The organism is Streptomyces sp. NPDC053076 (assembly GCF_044546845.1).
Taxonomy (GTDB): Bacteria; Actinomycetota; Actinomycetes; order Streptomycetales; family Streptomycetaceae; genus Streptomyces.
Genome location: NZ_JBITZL010000001.1, coordinates 413,893 through 438,338, shown reverse-complemented (window position 1 = coordinate 438,338; position 24,446 = coordinate 413,893). Strand labels below are relative to the sequence as shown.

Here is a 24,446-nt window from a genome sequence, read left to right as displayed (position 1 = left end):
GCGGGGCATCAGAAGAGGGCGGTTCCCCGCTCGAAGTCCAGCAGTTGCCGCTTGCGGTCCAGGCCACCGCCGTAGCCCGTCAGGCTGCCGTCGGCGCCGATCACGCGGTGGCAGGGGACGATGATGCCGACGGGGTTGCGGCCGTTGGCGAGTCCGACCGCGCGGGACGCCTGCGGGTTGCCGAGGGCGCCGGCGAGTTCGCCGTAGGTGCGCGTGGCGCCGTAGGGGATGCGGGAGAGCTGGGTCCACACGCTGCGCTGGAACGGCGTTCCCCGCAAGGCGAACGGGACGGTGAACGCGGTCAGTTCGCCCGCGAAGTAGGCCGAAAGCTGCTCCTCGGCCTCGGCGAAGCAGCGCAGGCCGTCCTCGTTCGGGCCGAAGCTCTCCTCGGGCGGCCGGTGCCGCTGGCCGACCATGTACAGGCCGCACAGGGCCCCGTCCGCGTCGGCGACGAGGGTGAGCGGACCGTACGGGCTGTCGATCACGGTATGGCGCTTCACTGTCGGCCTTTCTTACGCGGGGAGGAAGTTGATCGGGTGGCTGCCGGTCGCCCACAGGTACTGCACCGCGTACGCCCGCCACGGCCGCCACGCCTCGGCCCGCGCGGTGAGCGCGGCCGGTGTGGACGGCAGGCCCGACTCGGCTGCCGCGCGCCGGATCCCGAGGTCGGTGGGCAGGAAGGCGTCGGGGTCGCCGAGGGCGCGCATGGCGATGACGTCGACCGTCCAGGGCCCGAAGCCGGGCAGGGCGAGCAGCCGGGCACGGATGTCCGGCCAGTCCGCCTCGGCGCCCAGCCGCAGGGTGCCGTCGGCCAGCTGCCGGACGAGTGTGGTGAAGGTGGTGCGCCGGGCGCGGGGCATGGCCAGGGTCTCGGGATCGACGGCCGCCAGGGCCTCGGGGGACGGGAAGAGGTGGGTGAGCCCGCCCTCGGGATCGTCCAGGGGTTTGCCGTGGGCGGTGACCAGGCGGGCCGCGTGGGTGCGGGCGGCGGCCGTGGACACCTGCTGTCCGAGGACGGCACGGACGGCGAACTCGGCCTCGTCGACCGTACGGGGCACCCGGCGGCCCGGTGCCCGGTCGACCAGGGGCGCCAGCAGCGGGTCGGAGCGCAGCCGCTCGTCGACGGCCACCGGGTCGGCGTCCAGGTCGAGCAGGCGCCGGCAGCGGCTGATGGCCACCGTCAGGTCGCGCAGGTCGCTGAGGGTGAGCCGGCAGGCGATGTGGTCGGGGCGGGGTGCGAGGGCGACGATGCCGTGGCCGTACGGCAGCCGCAGGGTGCGCCGGTAGGCGCCGGTGGGGGCACCGCCCACGCCGTCCGGGCTCTGCGGGAGCCACTCCTCGACACCGGGCACGGCGGTGGCGGCGAGGTGGCCGAAGAGGTTGGACGGGTTGAGCGGGGGGCGGAACGGCAGCCGCAGGGTGAGCACGCCGGGGGTGCCCACGCCGCTGCGGGGCACCCGGGCGCGCAGCTCGCTCGGGGACAGCGCGAAGACCTCACGGACGGTGTCGTTGAACGCTCGGACGGAGGCGAAGCCGGCCGCGAACGCGATCTCCGCCATGGGCAGCGGCGTGGTCTCGATGAGCAGCCGTGCGGTCTGGGCGCGCTGGGCGCGGGCGAGCGCGAGGGGGCCGGCGCCCAGCTCGGCGAGCAGTTGCCGCTCCACCTGCCGGGTGCTGTAGCCGAGCCGGGCGGCGAGTCCGGGCACGCCCTCGCGGTCCACGACACCGTCGGCGATCAGCCGCATGGCCCGGGCCACCAGGTCGGCGCGCCGGTTCCACTCCGGGGATCCGGGGCTGGTGTCGGGGCGGCAGCGCTTGCAGGCCCGGAACCCGGCCTGCTGGCAAGCGGCGGCGCTCGGGTAGAACGTCATGTTCTCCGGCTTGGGCGGGACGACCGGGCAGCTCGGCCGGCAGTAGATCCGGGTGGTCACCACGGCCGTGAAGAACCATCCGTCGAACCGCGCGTCCCTGGACCGCACGGCGCGCACGCAGTGCTCCCGGTCGAGATGTGCTCCTGTCTGCATGCGTCCAGCATCCGCCCCGAGCGCCCTGCCCGCTGGCGGAAATCCGACGCATACGTGGGCCTGGCCAGGGGTCCGGCCGGTTCAGGAGGAGTGACTCGCGGGGACGTTCTGCTGCCGGAACCGGGTGATCCACTCGGCGGTGCCGCGCAGCCCGCCGAACGTGTAGAAGTGCACCTTCACCGCGCCGTGCCGGGCGGGGTCGTACCGCTCGGCCAGCGCGTGCAGAAAGCGGTCCGGGCCGGTCGTGCCCATGAGGTTGGTCAGCGAGAACCCGTACTTGCGGGCGACGGAGGCGCTGGTGCCGACGCCGAAGCGGGTGGCGTAGCCCAGCAGCCGGCGCACCCCGGCCGGTCCGGGGACGCCGATGCGGACGGGCAGGTGCACGCCGCGGTCCCGGAGGGCCTCCAGCCAGGTGAGCACCGGATCGACGTCGAAACCGAACTGGGTGATGACGTCACCGGTGAACCGGCCGGCTGCGATGGCCGCCGTCTTGTCGGTCAGCGCCGACCACAGCACGCGGTCGGCTATGCCGGGGTGGCCCTCGGGGTAGCCGGTGATGCCGACGTGCCGGACGCCGTGGAGGCGCAGCAGTCCGCTGCGCAGGACGGAGAGGGCGTCCTCGTAGGGACCCTCGGGCCGGGCGGGGTCGCCGCCGACGACGAACACGTTCTCGGCGCTGCCGTCGGCCGCCAGCCCGCCGAGGAACTCCTCCAGGGCCGGCCGCGAGGGCAGCCGGCGCGCGGAGATGTGCGGTACGGGGACGAAGCCGAGCCGCTTGACCGCGCGGGCGGCCGTCAGCCGTGTGGTGGTGTCCTCACCGGCCAGGAAGGTGATGTTGATCCGGGTGCCCGGCGGGATGCTGTCCCCGGCCTCCTCCAGCCTGGCCACGTCCTTGCCGGTCATCTCCAGCGAGAAGTCGTCCAGCAGCCGGGCGCCCCGCTCCGGGTTCACGGCGCCGTGCGGGCGGGGGGCGATGCCCTCCGGCGACTCGGTGAGAGCGGGGTTCATCGTGCTCCTCGTACGGCGTGGTCCTGACCCCGGCCGATGATGCCACGCGGACCGCGCCGGCCTTCGGTCAGGGGGCGCCGGCCCGGGTTATGGACCGGTGGCCATGGACCTGTTTGTCCCTGGCCGCCGGGCCAAACGCAGGACAGGCTGGGCCTTCCCGATCACCGAGGAGGTTCTGTTGAGCGTTTCTTCGAGCGTGTCGTCGAGCGTTTCGTCGAGCACCGGCGCGCGAGCGGTGGTGGCGTGACCGTGCGATTCCGGCATGCGGACCCGGTCCGGTCCGCGCACCCCGAACTGTCCGCCGGCGCGCTGTACGCCGGTGGCGTCGGCACCGGGGCGGACACCCGGCAGCGCGCCGCCGTGTACACCGCGCGGGCCGTGGCGCGGCTGGCACGGGCGACCGAGGGCGAGTTTCCCGAGGTGCTGGCCTGGCGGCGGACCTTCAGCCGGATGGGAGTGAAGCCGACGCAGTACCGGTCCGCCTCGGAGTCCCTGCTGCGCCGGCTGCGGAAGGAAGGGGCGCTGCCGTCCATCCATCCGCTGGTGGACCTGTGCAACGCGATCTCGGTGGCGTACGCGGTTCCGGTGGCGGTTCTCGACGTCGACCGGATCACCGGGCCGCTGCTGGAGGTCCGCCCGGCCCGCGGGGACGAGACGTACACGGCGTTCGGCGGCGGCGTCGAGCATCCCGCGCCCGGCGAGGTGACCTTCGTCGACTCCGCGGGCCGGGCCCACGCCCGCCGCTGGACCCACCGGCAGAGCGGCCACTCGGCGGTCGGGGCGCACACCGACCGGGTGCTGGTGGTGGCGGAGGCCATGCACGACGGCGGCGCGGACATCGTGGCCGAGGTGGTGAAGACGGTCGAGGAGGAGGTGGCGGCGCACTGGGGAGCCACGACGGCGACGGCCGTGCTCACACGAGAGACACCGGAGTTCATCTTCGCCGACTAGCGGCCCCGCTGGGTTGCGGGGAGTCCGACGGCCGGGACGGGGGATGTCCCGGCGGGGACGGAGGGAGTCCCGGCGAGGACGGGGGGGAGTCCCGGCGAGGACGGGGGCGCGTGACAGCATGGGCAGGGTGTCTGCGGGGCGGAATGTGACGGGGGATGCCGAGGAAGTACCGGGACTTGACTCGGACTTCCTCCAGCCGACGACCGGTGAGGCAGCGGCACACGGCGACCCGGACTTCCTCCAGCCGGCCACCGGCGAGGCAACGGCACACCGCGACCCGGACTTCCTCCAGCCGGCCACCGGCGAGACAGCGGCACACGGCTCTGACTTCCTTCAACTGGCGGCCGATGACGTGCCCGTCGGAGGGAAGGCGGAGTGGCTGACCGACCGACTGCGGCAGGCGATCGCCGACGGCCGGCTGGTGGTGGGCAGCAGGCTGCCGCCGACCCGGGTACTCGCCGCGGAGTTGCGTGTCTCCCGCGGAGTGGTGACCGAGGCGTACCGGCGCCTCGCCGAGGACGGCGAGGTGGCGGGCCGCCGACGCGGGGGCACGGTGGTGGTAGCGACACCGTTCGCCGCCGAGGCACCTCTCACCGCCGCCCCCGCGGCTGGCGGTCGCCGGCGGCTGTCGGCCGGTGAGCGTACGGACGGGACCGGCGGGACCGGTGAGACCGGTTAGACCGGTGAGGGTGAGACCGGTGAGACCGGTGAGGGTGAGACCGGTGAGACCCGGGGGGCGCGCGAGGCGCACGGCTGTCGTCCTGCCGGACTGTTCGTCGATGACCCCGGTCCCGAGGTCTTCGACGCCCTGCGGGCCGCCCCGGCCGCCGTCGACCTCACCCCCGGCCGCCCCGACCTCACCACCTTTCCGCGGGCCGCCTGGCTGCGTGCGGAACGGGCCGTGCTGGCCGAGCTGTCCGCCGAGCATCTCGGCTACGGCGACCCGCGCGGCGCGCCCCCGCTGCGGCGGGCCGTCGCCGACTGGCTCGCGCGGGTGCGGGGCGTACGCGTGGGGCCCGACGAGGTACTGATCGTCGCCGGTACGGCGCAGGCGCTGACGCTGCTGCACCCGGTGCTGCGGGCGGACGGCGTCGACGCGGTCGCGGTGGAGGATCCCGGCTCGCTCGGGGCCCGCCAGCACCTGGCGAACGGAGGTCTGGCCACTCCCCCGGTACCGGTCGACCGGGAGGGCGTACGGGTCGACGCGCTACGGGCGACCGGCGCCCGGGCCGTCCTGCTCACGCCCGCCCATCAGTTCCCCACCGGCGTGGTGACCGGCGGGGAGCGCCGGCGCGAGCTGCTGGAGTGGGCGCGGGACGGCGGACTGATCCTGGAGGACGACTACGACGCCGAGCACCGCTACGACCGGCCCCCGGTCCCCGCGCTGCGCGCCCTGCTGGCCGACCGGGTCTGCTACCTGGGCAGCGTCTCGAAGCTGCTCGCCCCGGCCCTGCGCATCGGCTGGCTGGTGGCACCGGCCCGGTACCGCGCCGCGCTGGCCGACGCCAAACGCTTCAACGACCTGGGCAACGCGGTGCTGCCGCAGCTGGTGCTCGCCCGGCTGATGGACTCCGGTGAACTGGAGCGGCATCTGCGGCTGTTGCGCGGACGCCACCGCAGGCGCCGGGACGCGATGATCGCCGCCCTCGCCGAACACCTCCCGGGGGCGCGGGTGCACGGCGCGGCGGCGGGCCTGCACCTGACGGTGACGTACGCCTCGGCCGTGTCCGACACCGAGTTCGCCGCGGCGGCGCTCGCGCACGGCGTGAAGTGCCAGCCGCTCTCCTGGCACCGGCAGTCGCCGGGCCGGCCGGGCCTCGTCCTCGGTTACGCGGCCACCCCGCCGGGTGTCATCGCCGACGGCGTGGCACTGCTCGGCAGGACCCTGCGCGCCCTGGGCTGACCCGGCCCGCGGGCCCTCAGCGCACCGTTTCCTGACGGGTGGCCAGGGCCCAGATCACGAAGACGTCGATCACCATCAGGATCAGCGACCAGACGGGCGCGTACGGCAGGAACAGGAACTGCGCGATGAGGCTGAGCGCGACGAGGAACAGACCGGCGAAGCGTGCCCAGGCCATGTCCATGAGCAGCCCGATACCGGTCACCAGGACCAGGGCGCCGATGACGATGTGGATCGTGCCCCAGCCGGTGAGACTCATCTTGTAGATGTACGCGCCGATGCGGAAGTAGACGTCGTCCCCGGCGACCGCGGCGATCCCCTGGAGGAGAGCGAGGATGCCGCTGCACACCATCAGGACTCCGGCGAACGTGACACCGCCGGTCACCCAGCCGCTGCTGCGGGCCGTGGGCTGCCGCGGCGAGCCCGGGCCGCCCGGGGGAGTCGGATCCGTGGGATGCGCTGCCTGGCTCATGAGCATTCCTTTCTGCCCCCCGCTCGTGCGGTACGCGCCGTCCTCGCGGGACGCACCGGCACTCCGAGCGTTGGCCAGGCGGCGTCCGGGCGCACCGTGGATTGCGCCGTTCGGGTGACGCCCGGGCCGTGGCACCGCGGCGGGCCGCCGGGCCGTCAGCCGACCTGTCGGGCGAACGCCTCGTACGCTTGGTCGTCGAAGAGGACGAAGCGCGCCTCCTCGACGGCCGTCCGCGTGCTCCGTACCGCCTCCACCGCGATCCGGGCCGCGTCCTCCATCGGCCATCGGTAGACGCCGGTGGAGACGGCCGGAAGCGCGACGGTGCGGGCGCCGAGTTCGGCGGCGACGCGCAGGGACTCGCGGTAGCAGGAGGCGAGCAGGTCGGAGCGGTCCTCGCTGCGGCTGTAGACCGGGCCCACGGTGTGGATCACCCAGCGGGCGTCCAGTTCGCCCGCCGTGGTGGCGACCGCCTGGCCGGTGGCCAGGCCCTTGCCGTACCGGGAGGCGCGCAGGGCTCGGCACTCCTCCAGGATGGCGGGGCCGCCGCGGCGGTGGATCGCGCCGTCCACGCCTCCGCCGCCGAGGAGGGAGGAGTTGGCCGCGTTGACGATGGCGTCGGCGCTCTGCCGGGTGATGTCCCCCTGAACGAGGGTGATGGTCGTCATGTCTGCCTCAGTCGGTGGTCACGTCTGCCGCAGCCTCCGCCAGACGGCCTTGGCCGCGTTGTGGCCCGACATGCCGTGGACGCCGGGGCCCGGCGGGGTGGCCGAGGAGCAGATGAAGACGGCCGGGTGGGGGGTGTGGTACGGGAACGGGGACAGTCTGGGGCGCAGCAGCAGCTGGAGCCCGGAGGCCGCGCCGCAGGCGATGTCGCCGCCCACGTAGTTGGCGTTGCGGGCGGCCATCTCGGCGGGTCCGGCGGTGGCGCGGGCGAGCACGCGGTCGCGGAAGCCGGGGGCGAAGCGCTCCAGCTGGCGTTCTATGGCTTCGGTGAGGTCTCCGGACCAGCCGTTGGGCACATGGCCGTAGGCCCAGAAGACATGCTTGCCCTCGGGGGCGCGGGTGGGGTCGACCACGCTGGGCTGCACGGTGATCATGAAGGGTCTGTCAGGGGCGCGGCCCTCGCGGGAGGCGGCGCGCAGGGCGGCGCCGATCTCGGCCTTGCTCGCGCCGATCTGGACGGTGCCGGCGGCGTGGGCCTCGGGCGCGGTCCAGGGCACCGGGCCGTCCAGCGCGTAATCGATCTTGAAGACGCTGGGGCCGTAGCGGTAGTTCGCGTAGTAGTCGCCGAAGCCGGCGATGCGGGCGAGCGCGGTGGGCGAGGTGTCGAAGACGTACGCGCGCGCGGGCGGCAGGTCGTCCAGGCGCTTGACCTCGTAGTCGGTGTGCACCTGGCCGCCGAGGTCGGTGAGGTAGGCGGCGAGGGCGTCGGAGATGGCCTGGGAGCCGCCACGGGGCACCGGCCAGCCGCGGGCGTGCGCGGACAGGGCGAAGACCAGTCCGATGGCGCCGGTGGCCAGGCCGCCCAGCGGCGCCATCACATGGGCGACCAGGCCGGCGAAGAGGGCCTTGACCGGCTCGTCCCTGAAGCGGCGCATGAGCCACGTGGACGGCGGGAGCCCGGCCAGGCCGAAGCGGGCCAGGGTGACGGGGTCGCGCGGGAGCGCCGTCAGCGGCAGGGACATGAAGTCCCGTACGAGGGTGTCCCAGTGGGCGAGGAGCGGCTCGACCAGCCTGCGGTACGAGCCCGCGTCGCGCGGTCCGAAGGAGGCCGCGGTCTCGGCCACCGAGCGGGACAGCACGGCCGCGGTGCCGTCCGGGAAGGGGTGGGCCATGGGCAGCGGGGCGTGCAGCCATTCGAGGCCGTACCGGTCGAGCGGCATGTCGCGGAACGCCGGGGAGTTGATGCCGAGGGGGTGAGCGGCCGAGCACGGGTCGTGCCGGAAGCCGGGGAGGGTCAGCTCCTCGGTGCGGGCGCCGCCGCCCACGGTGGACTTCGCCTCGAACAGGGCCACGGAGAAGCCCCGGCGGGCCAGCTCCACGGCAGCGGTCAGTCCGTTCGGTCCCGCACCCACCACGACCGCATCGAGCATCGACGGCACCTTCGGACCCCTTCGTCAGCCGATGGCCATTCGTGATCAGGATATGCCGGGGGACTGGCACTCCCCGGCCCGGGTGCCCCCGCGGCGGGGTTCAGGACGCGGCGCGCAGCACGCCGGACACCCGGCGGGCGGTGGCCGCGTCCCGGGCGGCGGTGAACGGCAGGGCGTTGCCGCCGGTGACGCGGAACGGCTCGCCGGTCAGGGTGAGGTGCGTGCCGCCTGCCTCCTCGACCAGCAGCAGACCGGCCGCGTGGTCCCAGGCGGCCTCCCAGGAGAACGCCACGGCGTCCAACTCACCCCGGGCTACGGCGAGATACTCCAGACCGGCGGAGCCGCACGGGCGCGGGGCGAGACCGTCGGTCCACAGGGCGCGCAGCGCGCGCTTCTGCGCGTCGGTGGTGTAGTCCGGGTGGGAGGTGGCGACGACGAGGTCCCGGCCGGGCTCGGGCGGCCCCGCGAACAGCCGCTCGCCGTCGAGGAAGGCGCCCTGGCCGCGGACGGCAGTGGCGAACTGGTCGCGTGCCGCCGCGTAGGTCCAGGAGGCGATCACGACGCCCCGGTGGGCGAGCGCCACCAGGGTGCAGAAGCCGTCGTCGCCGTGCACGAACTGGCGAGTGCCGTCCACCGGGTCGAGGATCCATACCGGCGCGTCGCCCTGGAGTGCCTCGTACACCACGGGGTCGGCGTGCACCGCTTCCTCGCCGACCACCACCGAGCCGGGCAGCAGGGCGCCGAGGTCCTCGGTGAGCCGCAGCTCGGCGAGGCGGTCGGCGTCCGTCACCAGGTCGTGCGGGCCGCTCTTGTGGTCCACCTCGTGCGCGGCGAGGTGGCGGAAGCGGGGCATGATCTCGGCCGCGGCGGCCTTGCGGACCGCTTCCTCCACGTCGGCCGAGCAGCGGGCGAGAAACTCCTCGATGGTTTCCGTCTCTTCGAACATGTCCCCTATGAGAGCACGTCCCACTGACAGTCCCCGCCTCGCGGGTGCACGCGAGGCGGAATCCGGGTGAACAGCGGGAATCCCGGCCGGTCGGTCAACGGCCGACGGCGTACCCCTGCTCCCGCACGGGTTCGGGGGAATCCGGGCGGCCCGTCAGCGGCCGACGGCCTACCTCCCGCAACCCGCGCGGGTTCGGCGGGAATCCCGGCCGGCCCGTCAGCGGCCGGAGCGGCATACCCCCTGCGCCCCGCACGGGCTCAGCGGGAATCCCGGCCGGCCCGTCAGCGGCCGACGGCATACCCCTGCATTCCGCGCGGGTTAGCCGCCGCCGACAGGACGCCGGTCTCGGGGTCCCGGGCCACCGCGCACAGCCGCCCCTCGGACCAGTCGGGGCCGACGGTGACGTCGTGGCCGCGCCGCCGCAGCTCCTCGATCACACCGGGGTGCATGCGCGACTCCACGGTCACGCTGCCGGCGCGCCGGCCGCGCGGATGGAACGAGCTGGGGGAGCTGTCGTTGTGCCAGTTGGGGGCGTCGATGGCGCCCTGGAGGTCGAGGCCGCCGCGGACGGGGGCGCGCAGGGCGACGGCCAGGAAGAAGTGCAGCTGCCACTGGTCCTGCTGGTCGCCGCCGGGCGTGCCGAACGCCATGACCGGCACCCCGTCGCGCAGCGCGAGGGACGGGGTGAGGGTCGTACGGGGGCGCCGCCCGGGGGTGAGGGAGCCCGGCAGGCCCTCCTCCAGCCAGGTCATCTGCAGGCGGGTGCCGAGCGGGAAGCCGAGTTCGGGGACGACGGGGTTGGACTGGAGCCAGCCGCCGCTGGGCGTGGCCGCGATCATGTTGCCCCAGCGGTCGACGACGTCCAGGTGGCAGGTGTCGCCGCGGGTCGTGCCGTCGGCGGCCACCTGGCCCTCCCCGGTCGCCCGCGCCTCCCCGGTCGCCCCCCGCGCCTCTCCGGTCACGTCCGGGAGGGCCGGCTCGCCGGGCAGCTGTGCGACGGTCGGCTCGCCCGCTCCCATCGGGTCGAAGCCGGGCCTCGCCCCGTCCGGTACCCGCTGGTGCGCCTGGGCGGGCAGCCGTGGTGCGCGTCCGCCGGGGCTGCCGGGGCGCAGGTCGTAGGACGCCTGCTCCTCGACCAGAGCCCGCCGCGCGGCGTTGTAGTCGTCGGACAGCAGGTCCGCGAGGGGCACGGCGGCGGCGTCCCCGTACCATGCCTCGCGGTCGGCCATGGCGAGCTTGCAGCCCTCGATCAGCAGGTGGACGTAGTCGGCGGAGCCGTAGGCAGGCAGCTCGGGCGGGAGCAGGGCGAGCTGCTGGAGCAGGACGGGGCCCTGGCTCCAGGGGCCGGCCTTGCACACGGTCCAGCGGTTCCAGTCGTACGTCACCGGTGTCTCGTAGGACGCCGACCAGCCCGCCAGGTCGGCCCCGGTGAGCGTGCCGGTGTGCCGCTCGCCGCTGGTGTCCATGGTGGGCCGCCGGGACTGCCGCACCAGGGCCTCGGCGATGAAGCCGGAGCGCCACACCTCGCGCGCGGCGTCGATCCGTGCCTCCCGAGCGCCCGCGTGGGCGGTCTCGGCCAGCAGCCGCTTCCAGGTGGCGGCGAGCGCGGGGTTGCGCAGCAGGGCGCCGGGCCGGGGCGCCCGGCCGCCGGGCAGGTACACCTCGGCCGACGAGGTCCACTCGGTCTCGAACAGCCGTCGTACGCTCTCCACGGTCGCGCCGACGTTGTCCACGGGCGCGTGCCCGTGTTCGGCGTAGCCGATGGCGTACTTCAGGACGTCGTCCAGGGACTTGGTGCCGTGGTCGCGCAGGAGGAGCAGCCAGGCGTCGAAGGCGCCGGGCACGGCGGCGGCGAGCGGCCCGGTGCCCGGGACGAGGTCCAGTCCGAGCCCCCGGTAATGGGCCGGGGTGGCGCCCGCCGGGGCCACGCCCTGCCCGCACAGCACGCGCACCTCGCCGCCCGCCGGGGCGAGCACGATCGGCACCTCGCCGGCCGGCCCGTTGAGGTGCGGCTCCACGACGTGCAGGACGAACGCGCCGGCCACAGCCGCGTCGAAGGCGTTGCCGCCCTCCTCCAGGACCGCCATCGCCGACTGGGAGGCCAGCCAGTGGGTGGACGACACCATGCCGAAGGTTCCTTGGAGGGTCGGTCGGGTCGTGAACATAGGGCCTCTCACCTCGCTGTTTACGCGTACGGCCTGGAGGGTGGGCGCTCAGGACGGATCCTGGGGAGCAGCGGGGAGTGTGCGCCACAGGTCTCATTCTCCCGCTCCCCAGAAGGCTCTCCCAGATGCCGGCGCCCCCTACTGATGCCCGGTCAGGTCGCCTGAGCGGGCCCCCCGGCGGGGCGGACGTCTGTTGACTCCCGTTTGAGGTTCCGTTCTCTGAGCGTTCAACCGGTCAATCCTGTCAGTGTCGTGTGTGCTTCCTAGGGTCCATGAGGCTTTCCGAAAGAAGGGGCTCATGGACTCACAGCCGGCGATCCGGGCTCGCGGCATCACCAAGTGCTTCGGCGATGTCGTCGCGCTCGACGGCGTCGACCTGGATGTGGCACAGGGACGGATCCACGGCCTGGTCGGTCCGAACGGCGCCGGCAAGACGACGCTGCTCGGCCTCCTTCTCGGCCTGGCCGTGGCCGACAGCGGAAGTCTGGAGGTCTTCGGCACGCCGGTGGGCGGGGCGTTCGAAGCACCCGGCCGTGTCGCCGGGTTCGTGGACGGGCCGGGGCTGTACCCCTCGCTCACCGCGCGGCAGAACCTGGCCGCGCTGGCAGCGCTGCGGGGCGACGACACGCGGTCGGCCGGGGTGGACGACGCACTCGAACAGGTGGGGCTCACCGACGTCGCCGACGACCGCACCCGCGGCTTCTCCCTGGGCATGCGCCAACGGCTCGGCCTCGCCGCGGCCTTGCTCGGCAGGCCGCGGCTGCTCGTCCTGGACGAGCCCTCCAACGGCCTGGACCCGGCCGGGAAGAAGCACGTCCACGGTGTTCTCACCCGGCTCGCGCGGGAGGGGGCGAGCGTCGTGGTCTCCAGCCACCGCATGGACGACCTGGAGGCCTTGTGTTCCGAGGTCACCATCCTCGCGACGGGGCGGATCGTCTTCTCCGGGCCGCTGGGCGAGCTGGCCACCGAGAACCGTGAACTCGACTACCGGCTGAGGACGTCCGACCCGGAGCGCGCACGCCGGCTGGCCGCCGGCGCGCCGGGAATCCGCCTGGCCGACGACACCGCGGCACGCCAGGGCGGGGAGGTGCTCGTGGTCCGCGGGTTGGTGGCCGCCCTCGACGACTTGGTGGTGCGGCTCGTCCACGAGGGCATCGCGCTACGCGAACTCACCCCGGTCGTCTCCCCGTTGGAGGCGGCGTTCCTGGCCCTGACCGAGCAGACGAAAACCGACGCCGAGCAGCGGAAGACCGACACCCAGCAGCAGGAGACCGGTCGATGACCGCAACCGCGAGCCCCACGCCGACGGCCGTACCCCGCGGGCAAGCGCGCACCCCGGCATCAGGCCGTGTCACAGTTGCCCGGAGCTACCGCTTCGAAGTCGTCAAGCTCCTCGCCCAGTGGCGGATCCGCCTGCTGCTCCTCGCCTGCTGGATGGCGCCGGCGGTCTTCGTGGCCGGGGTGAGCGCGCAGAGCACGCTGCCCACGGACACCCTCTTCGGCCGCTGGATGCACGCCACCGGGTGGGCGGGGCCGCTGGTGACGCTGGGTTTCGCCGGCACCTGGGCGCTTCCGCTGCTCACCTCGGTCGTCGCCGGCGACGTGTTCGCTTCCGAGGACCGGCTCGGCACCTGGCGCCACCTCCTCGTCGCCGTCCGCTCGCCCCGGCGGATCTTCGCGGCGAAGACACTGGCCGGTCTCACCGTCATCCTGCTGCTCGTGGCCGGACTGGCCGTCTCCAGCGCGGTCGGCGGGCTGGTGGCCGTCGGCGACCAGCCGCTGGTCGGCCTCGACGGCCATCCGCTCGCGCCGGGGGACGCCGCCGGCACGGTCCTGCTCGCCTGGGCCTGTGTGCTCGCCCCGACGCTGGCCCTCGCCGGAATCGGGCTCCTCGGGTCGGTCGTGCTCGGGCGCTCCCCGATGGGTCTGCTGCTGCCCGCGATCGTCGCGCCGGCGATGCAGCTCGCCCAGATGCTGCCGCTCCCCGTCGCCGTACGCCTCGCCCTGCCCGGTGACGCCTTCCTCACCTGGAACGGCCTGTTCACCAGCCCGGCACAGCTCACTCCGCTCCTCATCGGCATCGTCGTCAGTCTCCTGTGGGCCGTGACGACGACGGCGCTGGCCTGTGTCCTGTTCCTGCGGCGCGACTTCACCAACCCCACCGACGAAGGCTCCGCACGCCACGCGGTCGTCACGGCCGCCCTGCCGCTCGCGGGGCTGCTCGGCGTGACCGTCGCGGTCGTGGCGGCGACGACCACGGCCACCGGCTCCGGGATCGAACAGGCCAAGGTGCAGAACTCGCTCGCCACCGAGTTCGCCCACCTGTACCGCGCCCAGACGGACCAGCTCCACCGGCCCGCTGTCACCGAAGGGCAGTTGAGGACCGCGGCGGCGTGCACCAAGGCCGGTGTCCGGGACGGTGCCCACGGCGCCGGCAACGACTGGCGGTGCGTCGTCTCCTGGCATCTGCCGGGCGTCGTGGCCACCGGGTCGGCCGTCTACCAGCTCGACATCACGGCAGACGGGCGGTTCGTCGCCGACGGCGACGGACCGAAGGAAGTGAACGGCTACTTCCTGGTGCGGACTTCGACCGGAGACGCACCGAACCCGCTGTGGCAGTTCGACGGCAACGTCGACCTGCTCTCCGCCTCCCCGAAGTCCCCGGCTCCCTGAACTCCTTCTCTCCGGCCACCCCCCGAAGTCCCCGGATTCCCGAAGGGAATGACGTCATGCAGATAGCACGCCGCCGCAGGCAGGCCGAGAAGAAGTACTACGACCTGCTGGGCAGACGTGTCAGCCGCAGGGCCACGCTGGTCACGGCATGCATCACCACGGCCGCCCTGGCCACCGGCACCGCCGTCGCCGAGACCCGCCAGTTCGGCACCGACCAGGTCGGCCAGGTCACCGACAGGGGCCAGGTCGTCTCCGCCGACCAGTACATCGCCCCGTTCGGCGACCGCCTCGTCATCAACGACGGCAAGATCATGTCGTCGACGGTCAGCCCGGACGGCGGCCACCTCGCCGCCGCGGTCACCGACGGCGACGCCGCGCTGGTCATCGTGGACCTGGCGACCGGGCGGATCAAGCAGCGTGTCGGCACCAACGCCGCCGACGACCTGCGCATCAGCAGCGGCTCCGTCGGCCAGGAAGGCCCGACGTACTCACCCGACGGCAAGCAGCTGTGGCTGGGCCAGGCCGACGGCTACACCAAGTTCACCGTGAACGCGGACGGCACGCTCGCCGACCCGGTGACCGTCAAGATCCCGGCCGACGGCGGCAAGCAGGCCCTGGTCGCCGCGGCGGTGTTCTCCGCCGACGGCTCCACCGTGTACGCCGCGGTCAACGGCCAGAACCGGGTGGTGGCGATCGACGCGGCGACCGGGGCCGTCACGCGGAGCTGGGCGGTGGGCAACGCCCCGCGCGGCATGGCCCGGGTCGGCGACAGGCTCTACGTCGGCAACGAGGGCGGGCGGCCCGCGAAGGCCGGGGACTCCACACTCAACTCCTACGGCACACAGGTGCCGGCCGACCCGAAGACCGGCGCCACCACCACCGGCACGGTCAGCGTCATCGACCTGGCCGACCCGTCCGCCGCCGTCGGCACCATCGACGTCGGCCTGCACCCGACCGCCGTGTACGCCCAGCGCGGCGCGGTGTTCGTCACCAACACCGCCGACGACAACGTGTCGGTCATCAACACCGCCGACGACCACGTCGTACAGACCATCTCCACCCAGCCGTGGCCGGAGGCCTCGGTCGGCTACGAGCCCGACGCCGTGACCCTCACCGGCGACGGCCACCTGCTGGTGACGCTCGGCCGGGCCAACGCCGTCGCCGTCTACCGTTACGTCTCCCCGCAGGAGCCGGTCAGCTACATCGGCCTCCTCCCGACGGACTACTTCCCCGCCGAGATCACCACCGTGGGCAAGAAGGTCGTCGTCTCCCACACCCGCGGCATCGACGCGCGCCGCCCCGACAGCGCCGGCCACGCCACCCACGACACGACCTCCAGCCTGACGCAGTTCACCCTGCCCAGCGACCGTGTCATCCGCTCCCAGACCGCCAAGGTCTTCCGGCAGAACGGCTGGAGCGCCGGCTCCGTCCCGCCGGCCAAGGGCCACCGCCACGCCAGGCCGCAGCCGGTCCCGGCGCGGATCGGCGACCCGTCGACGATCAAGCACGTCTTCCTGATCGTCAAGGAGAACCGCACCTACGACCAGGTCCTCGGTGACATCCCCGAGGGCAACGGCGACCCGTCGCTGACGCAGTTCGGCGCGAATGTGACGCCCAATCAGCACGCGCTGGCCGAGCAGTTCGGGCTGTACGACAACACCTACGACATCGGCACCAACTCCGCCGAGGGCCACAACTGGCTCATGCAGGCCGACAACCCCGAGTACACCGAGTCCTCGGCCGGCGAGTACAAGCGCAGCTACGACACCGAGGACGACGCCCTCGGCCACCAGAAGACCGGCTTCCTGTGGACGGGCGCACAGGCGGCCGGCAAGAGCGTGCGGGACTTCGGCGAGTTCCAGCAGTTCCTGACCAAGCCGTCCGGCGCCAGCTGGCAGAACCTGTACTGCGACGCCAAGAACATGAACGCGACCGGCCAGACGACCGCCTACCCCCTGAACTCCTCCTCGCCGATCCCGTCGCTCAACAGCGTGTCGGTGCCCGGCTTCCCGAAGTTCGACACCAGCGTCCCGGACCTGTACCGGTACGCGATCTGGAACCAGGACTTCGAGAAGAACGGCCCGGCGAACCTGAACATGTTCTGGCTCTCCAGCGACCACACCGGTGGCCCGGCCGGCCCGGCCGCCCAGGTCGCCGACAACGACCTCGCCACCGGCAAGATCATCGACAAGATCTCGCACAGCAGGTACTGGAAGGACTCGGCGATCTTCGTCGTCGAGGACGACTCCCAGGCCGGCCTGGACCACGTCGACGGCCACCGCGCCCCGGTCCAGATCATCAGCCCCTGGTCCCAGCACGGCACCGTCGACAGCCACTACTACTCGCAGATCACGATGATCCGCACCATCGAGCAGATCCTCGGGATCCACCCGATGAACCAGAAGGACAGCGCGGCCACCCCCATGCGGGGCGCGTTCACCCGGCACCCCGACTACACGCCGTTCACCGCCCTGCCCAACCGCACCTCGCTGACCGACGGCCTGAAGACCCCGCCGCCCTGCGGCGTGGACATCCCCGCCGCCCAGGACCCCAAGGCGGCGGCCGTCCCGTCGGCGAAGGTACCGGCGGACAAGGCGCCCCTCGCCGCCACGTGGGACGCCTGGAAGTCCAAGCAGCACCTGACCGGCTCCCACGCCATCCCCGACTACGCCAACCCGGCCCAGATGAACCACCTCACCTGGTACCAGACCCACGACTGGACGCGTCCGTACCCCGGCGAGAAGAAGATCTACGCACCGAACGACGTACCCGGCGCCTACATCCCCTCACCGGAGTCCGACGGCTGACCCGTCACCGGAGTCCGACCGCTCACCCGTCACCGGGGCCCGACGGCTGAGAGACCCCTGGACGGGAAGGACCCCTGCCAGGCCGACCGCCTGCCAGGGGTCTCCCAGCGGTTCCCGTCCGCGCGATCACCATCGGCACATGGAGGACAGAACGCTCGGTCGCCCCCTGGGTCGCGGGCCCCGCCGCCCTCCTGGCGGGACTGCTGACCGGCTGGGTCGCCTGAGGGCGGCCGGCGCGGCTGCCGGGAACACCACGGCCGGAGCGGACGTTCCTCTCGTGCGGCAGGAACGGAGGCCCTGGCTGTGCATGGTGAGTACAAGGTGCCCGGCGGCAAGCTCGTCGTGGTGGACGTGGACGTCGAGGACGGCGTGCTGCGGCACGTGCGCGTGGCGGGCGACTTCTTCCTGGAGCCGGACGAGGCGCTGGACGCGGTGAACGGGGCGCTGGAGGGCGCCCCCGCGGACACCGACACGGCGGGGCTGGCCGCGCGGATCGAGGCGGCGCTCCCTGCGGGGACGGTGATGTACGGCCTGTCCTCGGAGGGCGTGGGCGTCGCGGTGCGCCGTGCGCTCGCGCACGCCACGGACTGGACCGACTACGACTGGCAGCTGATCCACGAGGCTGCGCAGCCGCCGGCCCTGCACATGGCGCTGGACGAGGTGCTGACGGCCGAGGTGGCCGCGGGCCGGCGCCCGCCGACGCTGCGGGTGTGGGAGTGGGCCGCCCCGGCGGTGATCATCGGCAGTTTCCAGTCGTTGCGCAACGAGGTGGATCCCAGGGGCGCCGCCCGGCACGGCATCGAGGTGGTGCGGCGGATCTCCGGCGGCGGCGCGATGTTCGTGGAGCCCGGCAACACGATCACCTACTCGCTGTCGGTGCCCGACTCCCTGGTGCAGGGCCTGTCCTTCCAGGACAGCTACGCCTATCTGGACGACTGGGTGCTGGGCGCCCTCGGCGACATGGGCGTCCGGGCCTGGTACCAGCCGCTGAACGACATCGCCACCGACCAGGGCAAGATCGCGGGCGCGGCACAGAAGCGGATCGTCGGGCCCGGCGGGGGCCCGGGTGCCGTGCTGCATCACGTGACCATGGCGTACGACATCGACGCCGACAAGATGGTCGAGGTGCTGCGCATCGGGCGGGAGAAGCTGTCCGGCAAGGGGACGGGCAGTGCGAAGAAGCGGGTCGATCCGCTGCGGCGGCAGACGGGGCTGCCGCGCGAGGCCGTCATCGACCGGATGATCGGCTCGTTCCGGGCGCGCTACGGCCTGGCGCAGGGCAAGGTCACCGATGAGGAACTGGCCCGGGCGGCGGAGCTGGCTCGCGTCAAGTTCACATCGCCGCAGTGGACGGCGAGGGTGCCGTGACCCGTCGTCGGCCGGTGGCGCGGGGGGCTGCGAACCGGTGACGGGCCAACGGGCATAAGGGGCAAAGGAGTACGTCAGGACCGAGCGGCTGTGACCGGCCGGGCACGCACCGCGTTGGCCCTTCCGCCCCACAGGCAGTCGTGTGACACTGTCGTCCCTGTCCACACTGCGGACCCCTCCGCACCACCTCCCCCACGAGAAGTGCGCCGTGCGTTCCCTTCCTCTGCCGCTCGCGCTCACCGCGCGTCTGTCGCCGGTCGCGGTACTCGCCTGTGCCGGCTGGGTGCTGACATCCGGACCGGTGGCCCCACCCGCCGCCGCCGGGCACCGGACGGCCCAGAACACACCCGCGGGGTCCTCCGCCGCGAGCCCGTCCGCCACCGCGGCGGCGAACGCGTACGCCACCGCGCCCGCTCCCTGTGCCGGCGTGCCCGCCGCCACCATCAGGTCGCTGGTGCCGGGGGCGAAGACGGCCGGCAAGGAGATCCCGTCGACGGACACCGAGCTGCGCCGCACCTGCTCCTGGAACGCGCTCCACGGGTACGACTACCGCTGGCTCGACGTGTCGTTCGAGATCAGCCCGTCGGAACAGGAGGCGACGAAGGCGTACGAGCAGCGGGTCGAGGAGAGGAGCGGCGGCGGGGCCGTCCCGGGGCTCGGGGACGGCGCCTACTCGGTCGTGAACCTCACCACGGAGGACGAGCAGCAGACCCGCGAGGGCGTGGTGCTGGTCCGCGTCGCCAACGCCCTCGTCGTCGTCACCTACAGCGGCAGTGACTTCGAGTCCAAGAAGGCCCCCGGCACCGACGAGATCAACAAGGGGGCCATCAAGGCGGCGAAGTCCGCGGTGGCCGCGCTGGGCGGCGGCGAGGGCTGAGCCCCGGCCGCCGGTGCCGGACCGTCGGGCCGGCCGGGCGGAAGCCCCGGCCGCGTCCGCACCGGCATCGCCGCCGCGGAGGATGACGGGCTCAGCCGGTGCGGCCGCCCCGGCCCAGGGCAAGGGTCAGCGCCAGGTACAGCACCGAGGAGGTGCCCAGGCCCACCGCCCACCCGTAGTCGGCGAGCGGGGACAGTGCCGGGACGGGACGGCCGTCGATCAGCGGCTTGAAGCTCGCGCCACCGACCGCGAGGACGCCACCCGCCAGGAAGGCGGCGACCGCCCGCCAGTTCCAGCCGCCGGCGTACCAGTAACGGCCGCCCGCGCGGTACAGGTCGGCGAGGTCCAGCCGGGTGCGGCGCAGCAGCCAGTAGTCGGTGACGAGGATGCCCGCGACCGTGCCGAGCAGGCCGCCGACCAGGCCGAGCCAGGTGAAGATGTAGCCCTGCGGGTCGGAGTACAGCTTCCACGGGAAGATCAGGACCGCCAGGACGGCGGTGATGAGCGCTCCGGTGCGGAAACTCACCTTCCTGGGCGCCACGTTGGAGAAGTCGAAGGCGGGCGAGACCAGGTTGGCCGCGATGTTCACCGAGAGGGTGGCCACCAGGACCGTGACGAGCGCGTAGAGCAGGCCGACCACGTTGTCCGTCTTCGCCGCCAGTTGCACCGGATCCCAGACCGGCTCGCCGTACACCGCCTGCGAGCCCGAGGTGACCAGCACCGACAGGAACGCGAACAGGGTCATGGTGGTCGGCAGGCCCAGGGCCTGGCCCCACGTCTGCGCCTTCTGGCTCCGTCCGTACCGGGTGAAGTCCGGGATGTTCAGGCTCAAGGTGGACCAGAACCCGATCATGCCCATCAACGAGGGCCAGAACAGATCCCAGAAGTCCCCGTCCCAGCCCAGCCTGGAGGGCTGGTCGAAGAGCGGGCCGACGCCGCCGGCCTTGCTGCTCATCCACCACAGCATCACGAAGGCGCCGACGAGGACGAAGGGCGCGGCCCAGTTCTCGAAGCGGCGGATGGTCTCCATGCCCCGGTAGATGATCGCGACCTGGACGACCCAGAAGATCGCGAAGGACAGCCACATGGTCCAGGCGTGGCCGCCGAGGTGCGCGGCGTTCGACCAGCCGTCGCCGATCAGCTTCCCGGCGAGGAAGTAGATCGCCTCGCCGCCGATCCAGGTCTGGATGCCGAACCAGCCGCAGGCCACCAACGCCCGGACGACCGCAGGAAGGTTGGCGCCTCGGACACCGAAGGAGGCGCGGGCGAAGACCGGGAAGGGGATGCCGTACTTGGGGCCCGCGTGCCCGGTCAGCAGCATCGGCACCAGCACGATCAGGTTGGCGAGGGCGATGGTGAACACCGCCTGCTTCCAGTCCATCCCGACGGCGATCAGGCCCGAGGCGAGGGTCCAGGACGCGGTGTTGTGGGCCATGCCGACCCACAGTGCCGAGAAGTTGTACGTCGTCCATGTCCGCCCCGTCGCGGGGACCGGGAGCAGGTCGTCGTTGGCGTAGGGGCCGCTGGGCGGCGGTGTGCCGGGGGCGAGTTCCACGCGCCCGTCGGGGAGGGTGACTTGACCGGAGGGCGGTATGGCCGCGGGGGCGGAGTCGGTCATGGGCTGGCCAATCGGGGAGAGGCGGATCGGGAGAGGCCGTGCGGGCACCAGCCCCCTCCCCGGGACGGCGGGGAGGGGAGACCAAGAGGGGCGTGGGGGGCGGGGAGCGGGGTCAGGCGTTGACGGCCGGGATCACCTTCGTGCCGTAGGCGTCGATCGTGGCCTCCTGCGCGTCGTGCATGTCGTACACCGCGAACTGCTCGACGCCCAGGGCTCTCAGTGCCTTCAGCTTCTCGACGTGCTTCTCGACGGGGCCGATGACGCAGAACCGGTCCACGATCTCGTCGGGCACGAACCGGGTGTCCGGGTTGTCGCTGCGTCCGTGGTGGGAGTAGTCGTAGCCCTGCCGGGCCTTGATGTAGTCGGTGAGTTCCTCGGGGACCTGGGCGGAGTGTTCGCCGTACTTGGCGACCAGGTCGGCGACGTGGTTGCCGACCATGCCGCCGAACCAGCGGCACTGATCGCGGGCGTGGGCGAGGGCCTCGGGCGAGTCGTCCTCGGTGACGTACGCCGGGGCGGCGACGCAGACGGTCACCTCGGACGGGTCACGGCCGGCCGCCGTCGCCGCGTCCTTGACGGCCTTCACCATGTATTCGGTCAGGTAGAGGTCGGCGAGCTGGAGGATGAAGCCGTCGGCCTCCTCACCGGTCATCTTCAGCGCCTTGGGGCCGTAGGCCGCCATCCAGACGGGGAGTTCGGCGCCCTCCTGGACCCAGGGGAAGCGGATCTTCGTGCCGCCGAGATCGGCCTCGTCGCCGCGGCCGAGGGCGCGGATGACCTTCATGGCCTCGCTGATCCGGGCGAGGGTGTTGGGTTTGCGCCCGGCGACGCGCATCGCGGAGTCGCCGCGGCCGATGCCGCAGACGGTGCGGTTGCCGAACATGTCGTTGAGGGTGGCGAAGGTGGAGGCGGTGACCTCCCAGGTGCGGGTGCCCGGGTTGGTGACCATCGGGCCGACCTTCAGGTGCCGGGTGTTCGCGAGGATCTGGCTGTAGATCACGAACGGTTCCTGCCAGAGCACGGCGGAGTCGAACGTCCAGCCGTAGCGGAAGCCGTTGCGCTCGGCCCGTTTCATCAGGCTGACGACGCGGGAGGCGGGCGGGTCGGTCTGCAGGACGAGTCCGAAGTCCATGGGCACCACTCCTAGTTCAGGTACTGGCAGGTGGAACGCGGGGTGTAGACGCCGTGCCCGGCGCGTCCGGTGTACTCCCGCTGGTCGACGACGAGTTCGCCACGCGACAGGACCGTCTCGACCCGGCCGGTGACGCGTGTGCCCTCGTACGCGGAGTAGTCGACGTTCATGTGGTGGGTCTCGGCGGACATCACCTGTTCGGCGTGCGGGTCGTAGATGACGACGTCCGCGTCCGCCCCCGGGGTGATGGTGCCCTTCTTCGGGTACAGGCCGAACATCCGGGCCGGGGTGGCGCAGGCGATCTCGATCCAGCGGCGGCGGGAGATGTGCCCGTCGACGACCGCCTGGTGGAGCAGGTCCATACGGTTCTCCACGCCCGGCAGGCCGTTGGGGATCTTGGAGAAGTCGCCGCGGCCCAGTTCCTTCTGGCCGGTGAAGCAGAAGGGGCAGTGGTCGGTGGAGACGACCTGGAGGTCGTTGGTGCGCAGGCCCTGCCAGAGCCGCGCCTGGTGTTCGCGAGGCCGCAGCGGAGTGCTGCACACGTACTTGGCGCCCTCGAAGTCCGGTTCGGCGAGGTTGTCGGTGGACAGGAACAGGTACTGCGGGCAGGTCTCCCCGAAGACGTTCAGCCCGTCGTCCCGGGCGCGGGCCAGCTCCGCCACCGCCTCCATGGCCGAGACGTGCACCACGTACAGCGGGGCTCCGGCGACCTGGGCCAGCCGGATGGCGCGGTGCGTGGCCTCGGCCTCCAGCAGGGCCTTGCGGACCTCGCCGTGGTACCGCGGGTCGGTCTCGCCGCGGGCCAGCGCCTGTTCGACCAGTACGTCGATGGCGATGCCGTTCTCGGCGTGCATCATGATCAGTCCGCCGTTGTCGGCGGAGCGCTGCATGGCGCGCAGGATCTGCCCGTCGTCGGAGTAGAAGACCCCCGGGTAGGCCATGAACTGCTTGAAGCTCGTCACGCCCTCCTCGACCAGCAGGTCCATCTCCTTGAGCGTCCCGGGGTTCACGTCGGAGACGATCATGTGGAAGGCGTAGTCGATCGCGCAGTTGCCCTCGGCCTTGGCGTGCCAGGTGTCCAGGCCCTCGCGCAGGGTGTGGCCGACGCTCTGCACCGCGAAGTCCACGATGGTCGTCGTGCCGCCCCAGGCCGCGGCCCGGGTGCCGGTCTCGAAGGTGTCGGAGGCGGAGGTGCCGCCGAACGGCAGCTCCATGTGGGTGTGGGCGTCGACGCCGCCCGGGATGACGTACTTCCCGCCGGCGTCGATGACCCGGTCGGCGGTGAACGCCCCGGCGGCGGGGGTGCCGGAGGCGGCGAGGGCGGCGATGCGGCCCTCCTCGATCAGGACGTCGGCGTGGATCTCGTCCGACGCGGTGATGACGAGACCACCGCGGATGACTGTTCGGCGGCTCATGGGCCCTCTCCTTCGTGGTCGCGTGCGGGTCGTCGGTGGCTGGTCGCGCCCGCGCGGCGGCAGCCGTACACCGGGCACCGTCCCGCGCCCCTTCGGGGCGCTCGTACGGCCCGCGCTTTTACGGTGCCGTCAGCGGCCCGTACGCGCCGGGCGCCCGGTCGCGGTAGAACTGCCAGCGGTCGCGGACCTCTTTGAGCTTGGCCAGGTCCAGGTCGCGGACGACGAGTTCGGTCTCCTTGTCGCTCGCCGGCTCGCCGACGAACTGGGCCTCCGGGTCCACGAAGTACGTGGTGCCGTAGAAGTCGTTGTCGCCCAGGTCCTCGACGCCGACCCGGTTGATCGCGCCGACGAAGTACTCGTTGGCGACGGCCGCCGCCGGCTGTTCCAGCTGCCACAGGTAGCGGGAGAGGCCGCGCGAGGTGGCCGAGGGGTTGAAGACGATCTCGGCACCGGCGAGCCCCAGTGCCCGCCAGCCTTCCGGGAAGTGACGGTCGTAGCAGATGTAGACGCCGATCCGGCCGGCGGCGGTGTCGAAGACGGGCCAGCCGGTGTTGCCCGGGCGGAAGTAGAACTTCTCCCAGAAGCCCCGCACCTGGGGGATGTGGGTCTTGCGGTACTTGCCGAGGTAGGAGCCGTCCGCGTCGATCACCGCCGCGGTGTTGTAGAGGACGCCCGGCTGCTCCTCCTCGTACATGGGCAGGACCAGGACGATGCCCAGCTCGCGGGCGAGGGCCTGGAAACGCTGGACGGTCGGGCCCTCGGGGATCCGCTCGGCGTACTCGTAGAACGCCGTGTCCTGGACCTGGCAGAAGTAGGGGCCGTAGAACAGCTCCTGGAAACAGAGGACCTGGGCGCCCTGAGCGGCGGCGTCGCGGGCCGCCTGCTCGTGGACCTGGATCATGGATTCCTTGTCGCCGGTCCAGGCGGTCTGGAAGAGGGCGGCACGGATCACTCGGCTCATCGGGACCTCCGTCGGCTCGTTGTCCGGTGAGCCTAG

Annotated in this window: 19 protein-coding genes and 1 pseudogene; 8 read left to right on the top strand and 12 right to left on the bottom strand. The window is 72.6% G+C overall.

Features of this window, described 5'->3' with window-relative positions; genetic code table 11:
• Window positions 1-8: 8 nt before the first annotated feature.
• From ACIGYR_RS01855 to ACIGYR_RS01845, 3 genes are all read right to left on the bottom strand, one after another.
• Window positions 9-500 carry a methylated-DNA--[protein]-cysteine S-methyltransferase gene (locus ACIGYR_RS01855; RefSeq protein ID WP_391841703.1) on the bottom strand — a complete coding sequence of 164 codons (492 nt, stop codon included), beginning with the start codon at window positions 498-500 and terminating at the stop codon, window positions 9-11.
• A 12-nt stretch (window positions 501-512) separates the two neighbouring features.
• Window positions 513-2,024, bottom strand: a complete 1,512-nt coding sequence (locus ACIGYR_RS01850; protein ID WP_399604471.1) for an AlkA N-terminal domain-containing protein — start codon at window positions 2,022-2,024, stop codon at window positions 513-515.
• An 81-nt stretch (window positions 2,025-2,105) separates the two neighbouring features.
• Window positions 2,106-2,927: a methylenetetrahydrofolate reductase gene (locus ACIGYR_RS01845; protein ID WP_399604774.1), complete on the bottom strand. Its 822-nt coding sequence runs from the start codon at window positions 2,925-2,927 to the stop codon at window positions 2,106-2,108.
• Window positions 2,928-3,135: 208 nt separating this feature from the next.
• Between ACIGYR_RS01845 and ACIGYR_RS01840 the strand changes: the two genes are divergently transcribed.
• The 3 genes and pseudogenes from ACIGYR_RS01840 (at window position 3,136) to ACIGYR_RS01830 (ending at window position 5,886) form a co-directional block, all read left to right on the top strand.
• On the top strand, window positions 3,136-3,279 hold the full coding sequence (locus ACIGYR_RS01840) for a hypothetical protein (protein ID WP_400014121.1): 144 nt from the start codon (window positions 3,136-3,138) through the stop codon (window positions 3,277-3,279).
• Window positions 3,276-3,983, top strand: coding sequence for a B3/4 domain-containing protein (locus ACIGYR_RS01835; RefSeq protein ID WP_399604473.1), 708 nt, complete (start codon window positions 3,276-3,278; stop codon window positions 3,981-3,983). Before ACIGYR_RS01840 ends, ACIGYR_RS01835 begins: the two co-directional genes overlap by 4 nt.
• Window positions 3,984-4,335: 352 nt before the next feature.
• Window positions 4,336-5,886, top strand: a pseudogene (locus ACIGYR_RS01830) (PLP-dependent aminotransferase family protein).
• Window positions 5,887-5,902: 16 nt separating this feature from the next.
• Here ACIGYR_RS01830 and ACIGYR_RS01825 read toward each other — a convergent pair.
• From ACIGYR_RS01825 to ACIGYR_RS01805, 5 genes are all read right to left on the bottom strand, one after another.
• Window positions 5,903-6,355 (bottom strand): hypothetical protein, encoded by a 453-nt coding sequence (locus ACIGYR_RS01825; protein WP_399604475.1) that lies wholly within the window; start codon window positions 6,353-6,355, stop codon window positions 5,903-5,905.
• A gap of 155 nt (window positions 6,356-6,510) precedes the next feature.
• Complete coding sequence (locus ACIGYR_RS01820) at window positions 6,511-7,020, bottom strand: O-acetyl-ADP-ribose deacetylase (protein ID WP_391841695.1); 510 nt, start codon at window positions 7,018-7,020, stop codon at window positions 6,511-6,513.
• A gap of 18 nt (window positions 7,021-7,038) precedes the next feature.
• Entirely contained in the window at window positions 7,039-8,457 is a 1,419-nt protein-coding gene (locus ACIGYR_RS01815) for a phytoene desaturase family protein (RefSeq protein WP_399604477.1), read from the bottom strand.
• A gap of 91 nt (window positions 8,458-8,548) precedes the next feature.
• Window positions 8,549-9,394, bottom strand: coding sequence for an inositol monophosphatase family protein (locus ACIGYR_RS01810; RefSeq protein WP_399604479.1), 846 nt, complete (start codon window positions 9,392-9,394; stop codon window positions 8,549-8,551).
• A 281-nt stretch (window positions 9,395-9,675) separates the two neighbouring features.
• Entirely contained in the window at window positions 9,676-11,559 is a 1,884-nt protein-coding gene (locus ACIGYR_RS01805; RefSeq protein ID WP_399604481.1) for a gamma-glutamyltransferase family protein, read from the bottom strand.
• Window positions 11,560-11,857: 298 nt separating this feature from the next.
• Here ACIGYR_RS01805 and ACIGYR_RS01800 point away from each other — a divergent pair, with 298 nt between their 5' ends.
• The 5 genes from ACIGYR_RS01800 (at window position 11,858) to ACIGYR_RS01780 (ending at window position 19,284) form a co-directional block, all read left to right on the top strand.
• Window positions 11,858-12,841, top strand: coding sequence for an ABC transporter ATP-binding protein (locus ACIGYR_RS01800; protein ID WP_399604483.1), 984 nt, complete (start codon window positions 11,858-11,860; stop codon window positions 12,839-12,841).
• The gene (locus ACIGYR_RS01795) at window positions 12,838-14,232 is read left to right on the top strand and encodes an ABC transporter permease (protein WP_399604485.1); all 1,395 of its coding nucleotides are present in this window, start codon (window positions 12,838-12,840) and stop codon (window positions 14,230-14,232) included. The genes ACIGYR_RS01800 and ACIGYR_RS01795 overlap by 4 nt, the downstream gene beginning before the upstream one ends.
• A gap of 56 nt (window positions 14,233-14,288) precedes the next feature.
• Window positions 14,289-17,039, top strand: a complete 2,751-nt coding sequence (locus ACIGYR_RS01790) for an alkaline phosphatase family protein (protein WP_399604487.1) — start codon at window positions 14,289-14,291, stop codon at window positions 17,037-17,039.
• Between the two features lie 303 nt (window positions 17,040-17,342).
• Complete coding sequence (locus ACIGYR_RS01785; RefSeq protein WP_399604489.1) at window positions 17,343-18,407, top strand: biotin/lipoate A/B protein ligase family protein; 1,065 nt, start codon at window positions 17,343-17,345, stop codon at window positions 18,405-18,407.
• A 208-nt stretch (window positions 18,408-18,615) separates the two neighbouring features.
• The gene (locus ACIGYR_RS01780; RefSeq protein ID WP_399604492.1) at window positions 18,616-19,284 is read left to right on the top strand and encodes a hypothetical protein; all 669 of its coding nucleotides are present in this window, start codon (window positions 18,616-18,618) and stop codon (window positions 19,282-19,284) included.
• 91 nt (window positions 19,285-19,375) lie between these two features.
• On the opposite strand, the gene ACIGYR_RS01775 is transcribed toward ACIGYR_RS01780, so the two are convergent.
• The 4 genes from ACIGYR_RS01775 to ACIGYR_RS01760 all read right to left on the bottom strand — a co-directional run bounded on the left by ACIGYR_RS01775 (window position 19,376) and on the right by ACIGYR_RS01760 (window position 24,410).
• Window positions 19,376-20,902, bottom strand: a complete 1,527-nt coding sequence (locus ACIGYR_RS01775) for an NCS1 family nucleobase:cation symporter-1 (protein ID WP_399604493.1) — start codon at window positions 20,900-20,902, stop codon at window positions 19,376-19,378.
• A 112-nt stretch (window positions 20,903-21,014) separates the two neighbouring features.
• The gene (locus ACIGYR_RS01770; RefSeq protein WP_391841675.1) at window positions 21,015-22,034 is read right to left on the bottom strand and encodes a TIGR03842 family LLM class F420-dependent oxidoreductase; all 1,020 of its coding nucleotides are present in this window, start codon (window positions 22,032-22,034) and stop codon (window positions 21,015-21,017) included.
• A gap of 11 nt (window positions 22,035-22,045) precedes the next feature.
• Window positions 22,046-23,449 carry a dihydropyrimidinase gene (hydA, locus tag ACIGYR_RS01765; protein ID WP_391841673.1) on the bottom strand — a complete coding sequence of 468 codons (1,404 nt, stop codon included), beginning with the start codon at window positions 23,447-23,449 and terminating at the stop codon, window positions 22,046-22,048.
• 118 nt (window positions 23,450-23,567) lie between these two features.
• Window positions 23,568-24,410, bottom strand: a complete 843-nt coding sequence (locus ACIGYR_RS01760) for a nitrilase-related carbon-nitrogen hydrolase (RefSeq protein WP_391841671.1) — start codon at window positions 24,408-24,410, stop codon at window positions 23,568-23,570.
• Between the last annotated feature and the right edge of the window lie 36 nt (window positions 24,411-24,446).

What these genes read in the sequence shown, in the direction of transcription:
- ACIGYR_RS01850 (WP_399604471.1), bottom strand. Translation starts at nt 2,024, where the DNA reads ATGCAGACAGGAGCACATCTCGACCGGGAGCACTGCGTGCGCGCCGTG.
- ACIGYR_RS01845 (WP_399604774.1), bottom strand. Translation starts at nt 2,927, where the DNA reads ATGACCGGCAAGGACGTGGCCAGGCTGGAGGAGGCCGGGGACAGCATC.
- ACIGYR_RS01840 (WP_400014121.1), top strand. Translation starts at nt 3,136, where the DNA reads ATGGACCTGTTTGTCCCTGGCCGCCGGGCCAAACGCAGGACAGGCTGG.
- ACIGYR_RS01825 (WP_399604475.1), bottom strand. Translation starts at nt 6,355, where the DNA reads ATGAGCCAGGCAGCGCATCCCACGGATCCGACTCCCCCGGGCGGCCCG.
- ACIGYR_RS01820 (WP_391841695.1), bottom strand. Translation starts at nt 7,020, where the DNA reads ATGACGACCATCACCCTCGTTCAGGGGGACATCACCCGGCAGAGCGCC.
- ACIGYR_RS01810 (WP_399604479.1), bottom strand. Translation starts at nt 9,394, where the DNA reads ATGTTCGAAGAGACGGAAACCATCGAGGAGTTTCTCGCCCGCTGCTCG.
- ACIGYR_RS01805 (WP_399604481.1), bottom strand. Translation starts at nt 11,559, where the DNA reads ATGTTCACGACCCGACCGACCCTCCAAGGAACCTTCGGCATGGTGTCG.
- ACIGYR_RS01800 (WP_399604483.1), top strand. Translation starts at nt 11,858, where the DNA reads ATGGACTCACAGCCGGCGATCCGGGCTCGCGGCATCACCAAGTGCTTC.
- ACIGYR_RS01795 (WP_399604485.1), top strand. Translation starts at nt 12,838, where the DNA reads ATGACCGCAACCGCGAGCCCCACGCCGACGGCCGTACCCCGCGGGCAA.
- ACIGYR_RS01790 (WP_399604487.1), top strand. Translation starts at nt 14,289, where the DNA reads ATGCAGATAGCACGCCGCCGCAGGCAGGCCGAGAAGAAGTACTACGAC.
- ACIGYR_RS01775 (WP_399604493.1), bottom strand. Translation starts at nt 20,902, where the DNA reads ATGACCGACTCCGCCCCCGCGGCCATACCGCCCTCCGGTCAAGTCACC.
- ACIGYR_RS01770 (WP_391841675.1), bottom strand. Translation starts at nt 22,034, where the DNA reads ATGGACTTCGGACTCGTCCTGCAGACCGACCCGCCCGCCTCCCGCGTC.
- hydA (WP_391841673.1), bottom strand. Translation starts at nt 23,449, where the DNA reads ATGAGCCGCCGAACAGTCATCCGCGGTGGTCTCGTCATCACCGCGTCG.
- ACIGYR_RS01760 (WP_391841671.1), bottom strand. Translation starts at nt 24,410, where the DNA reads ATGAGCCGAGTGATCCGTGCCGCCCTCTTCCAGACCGCCTGGACCGGC.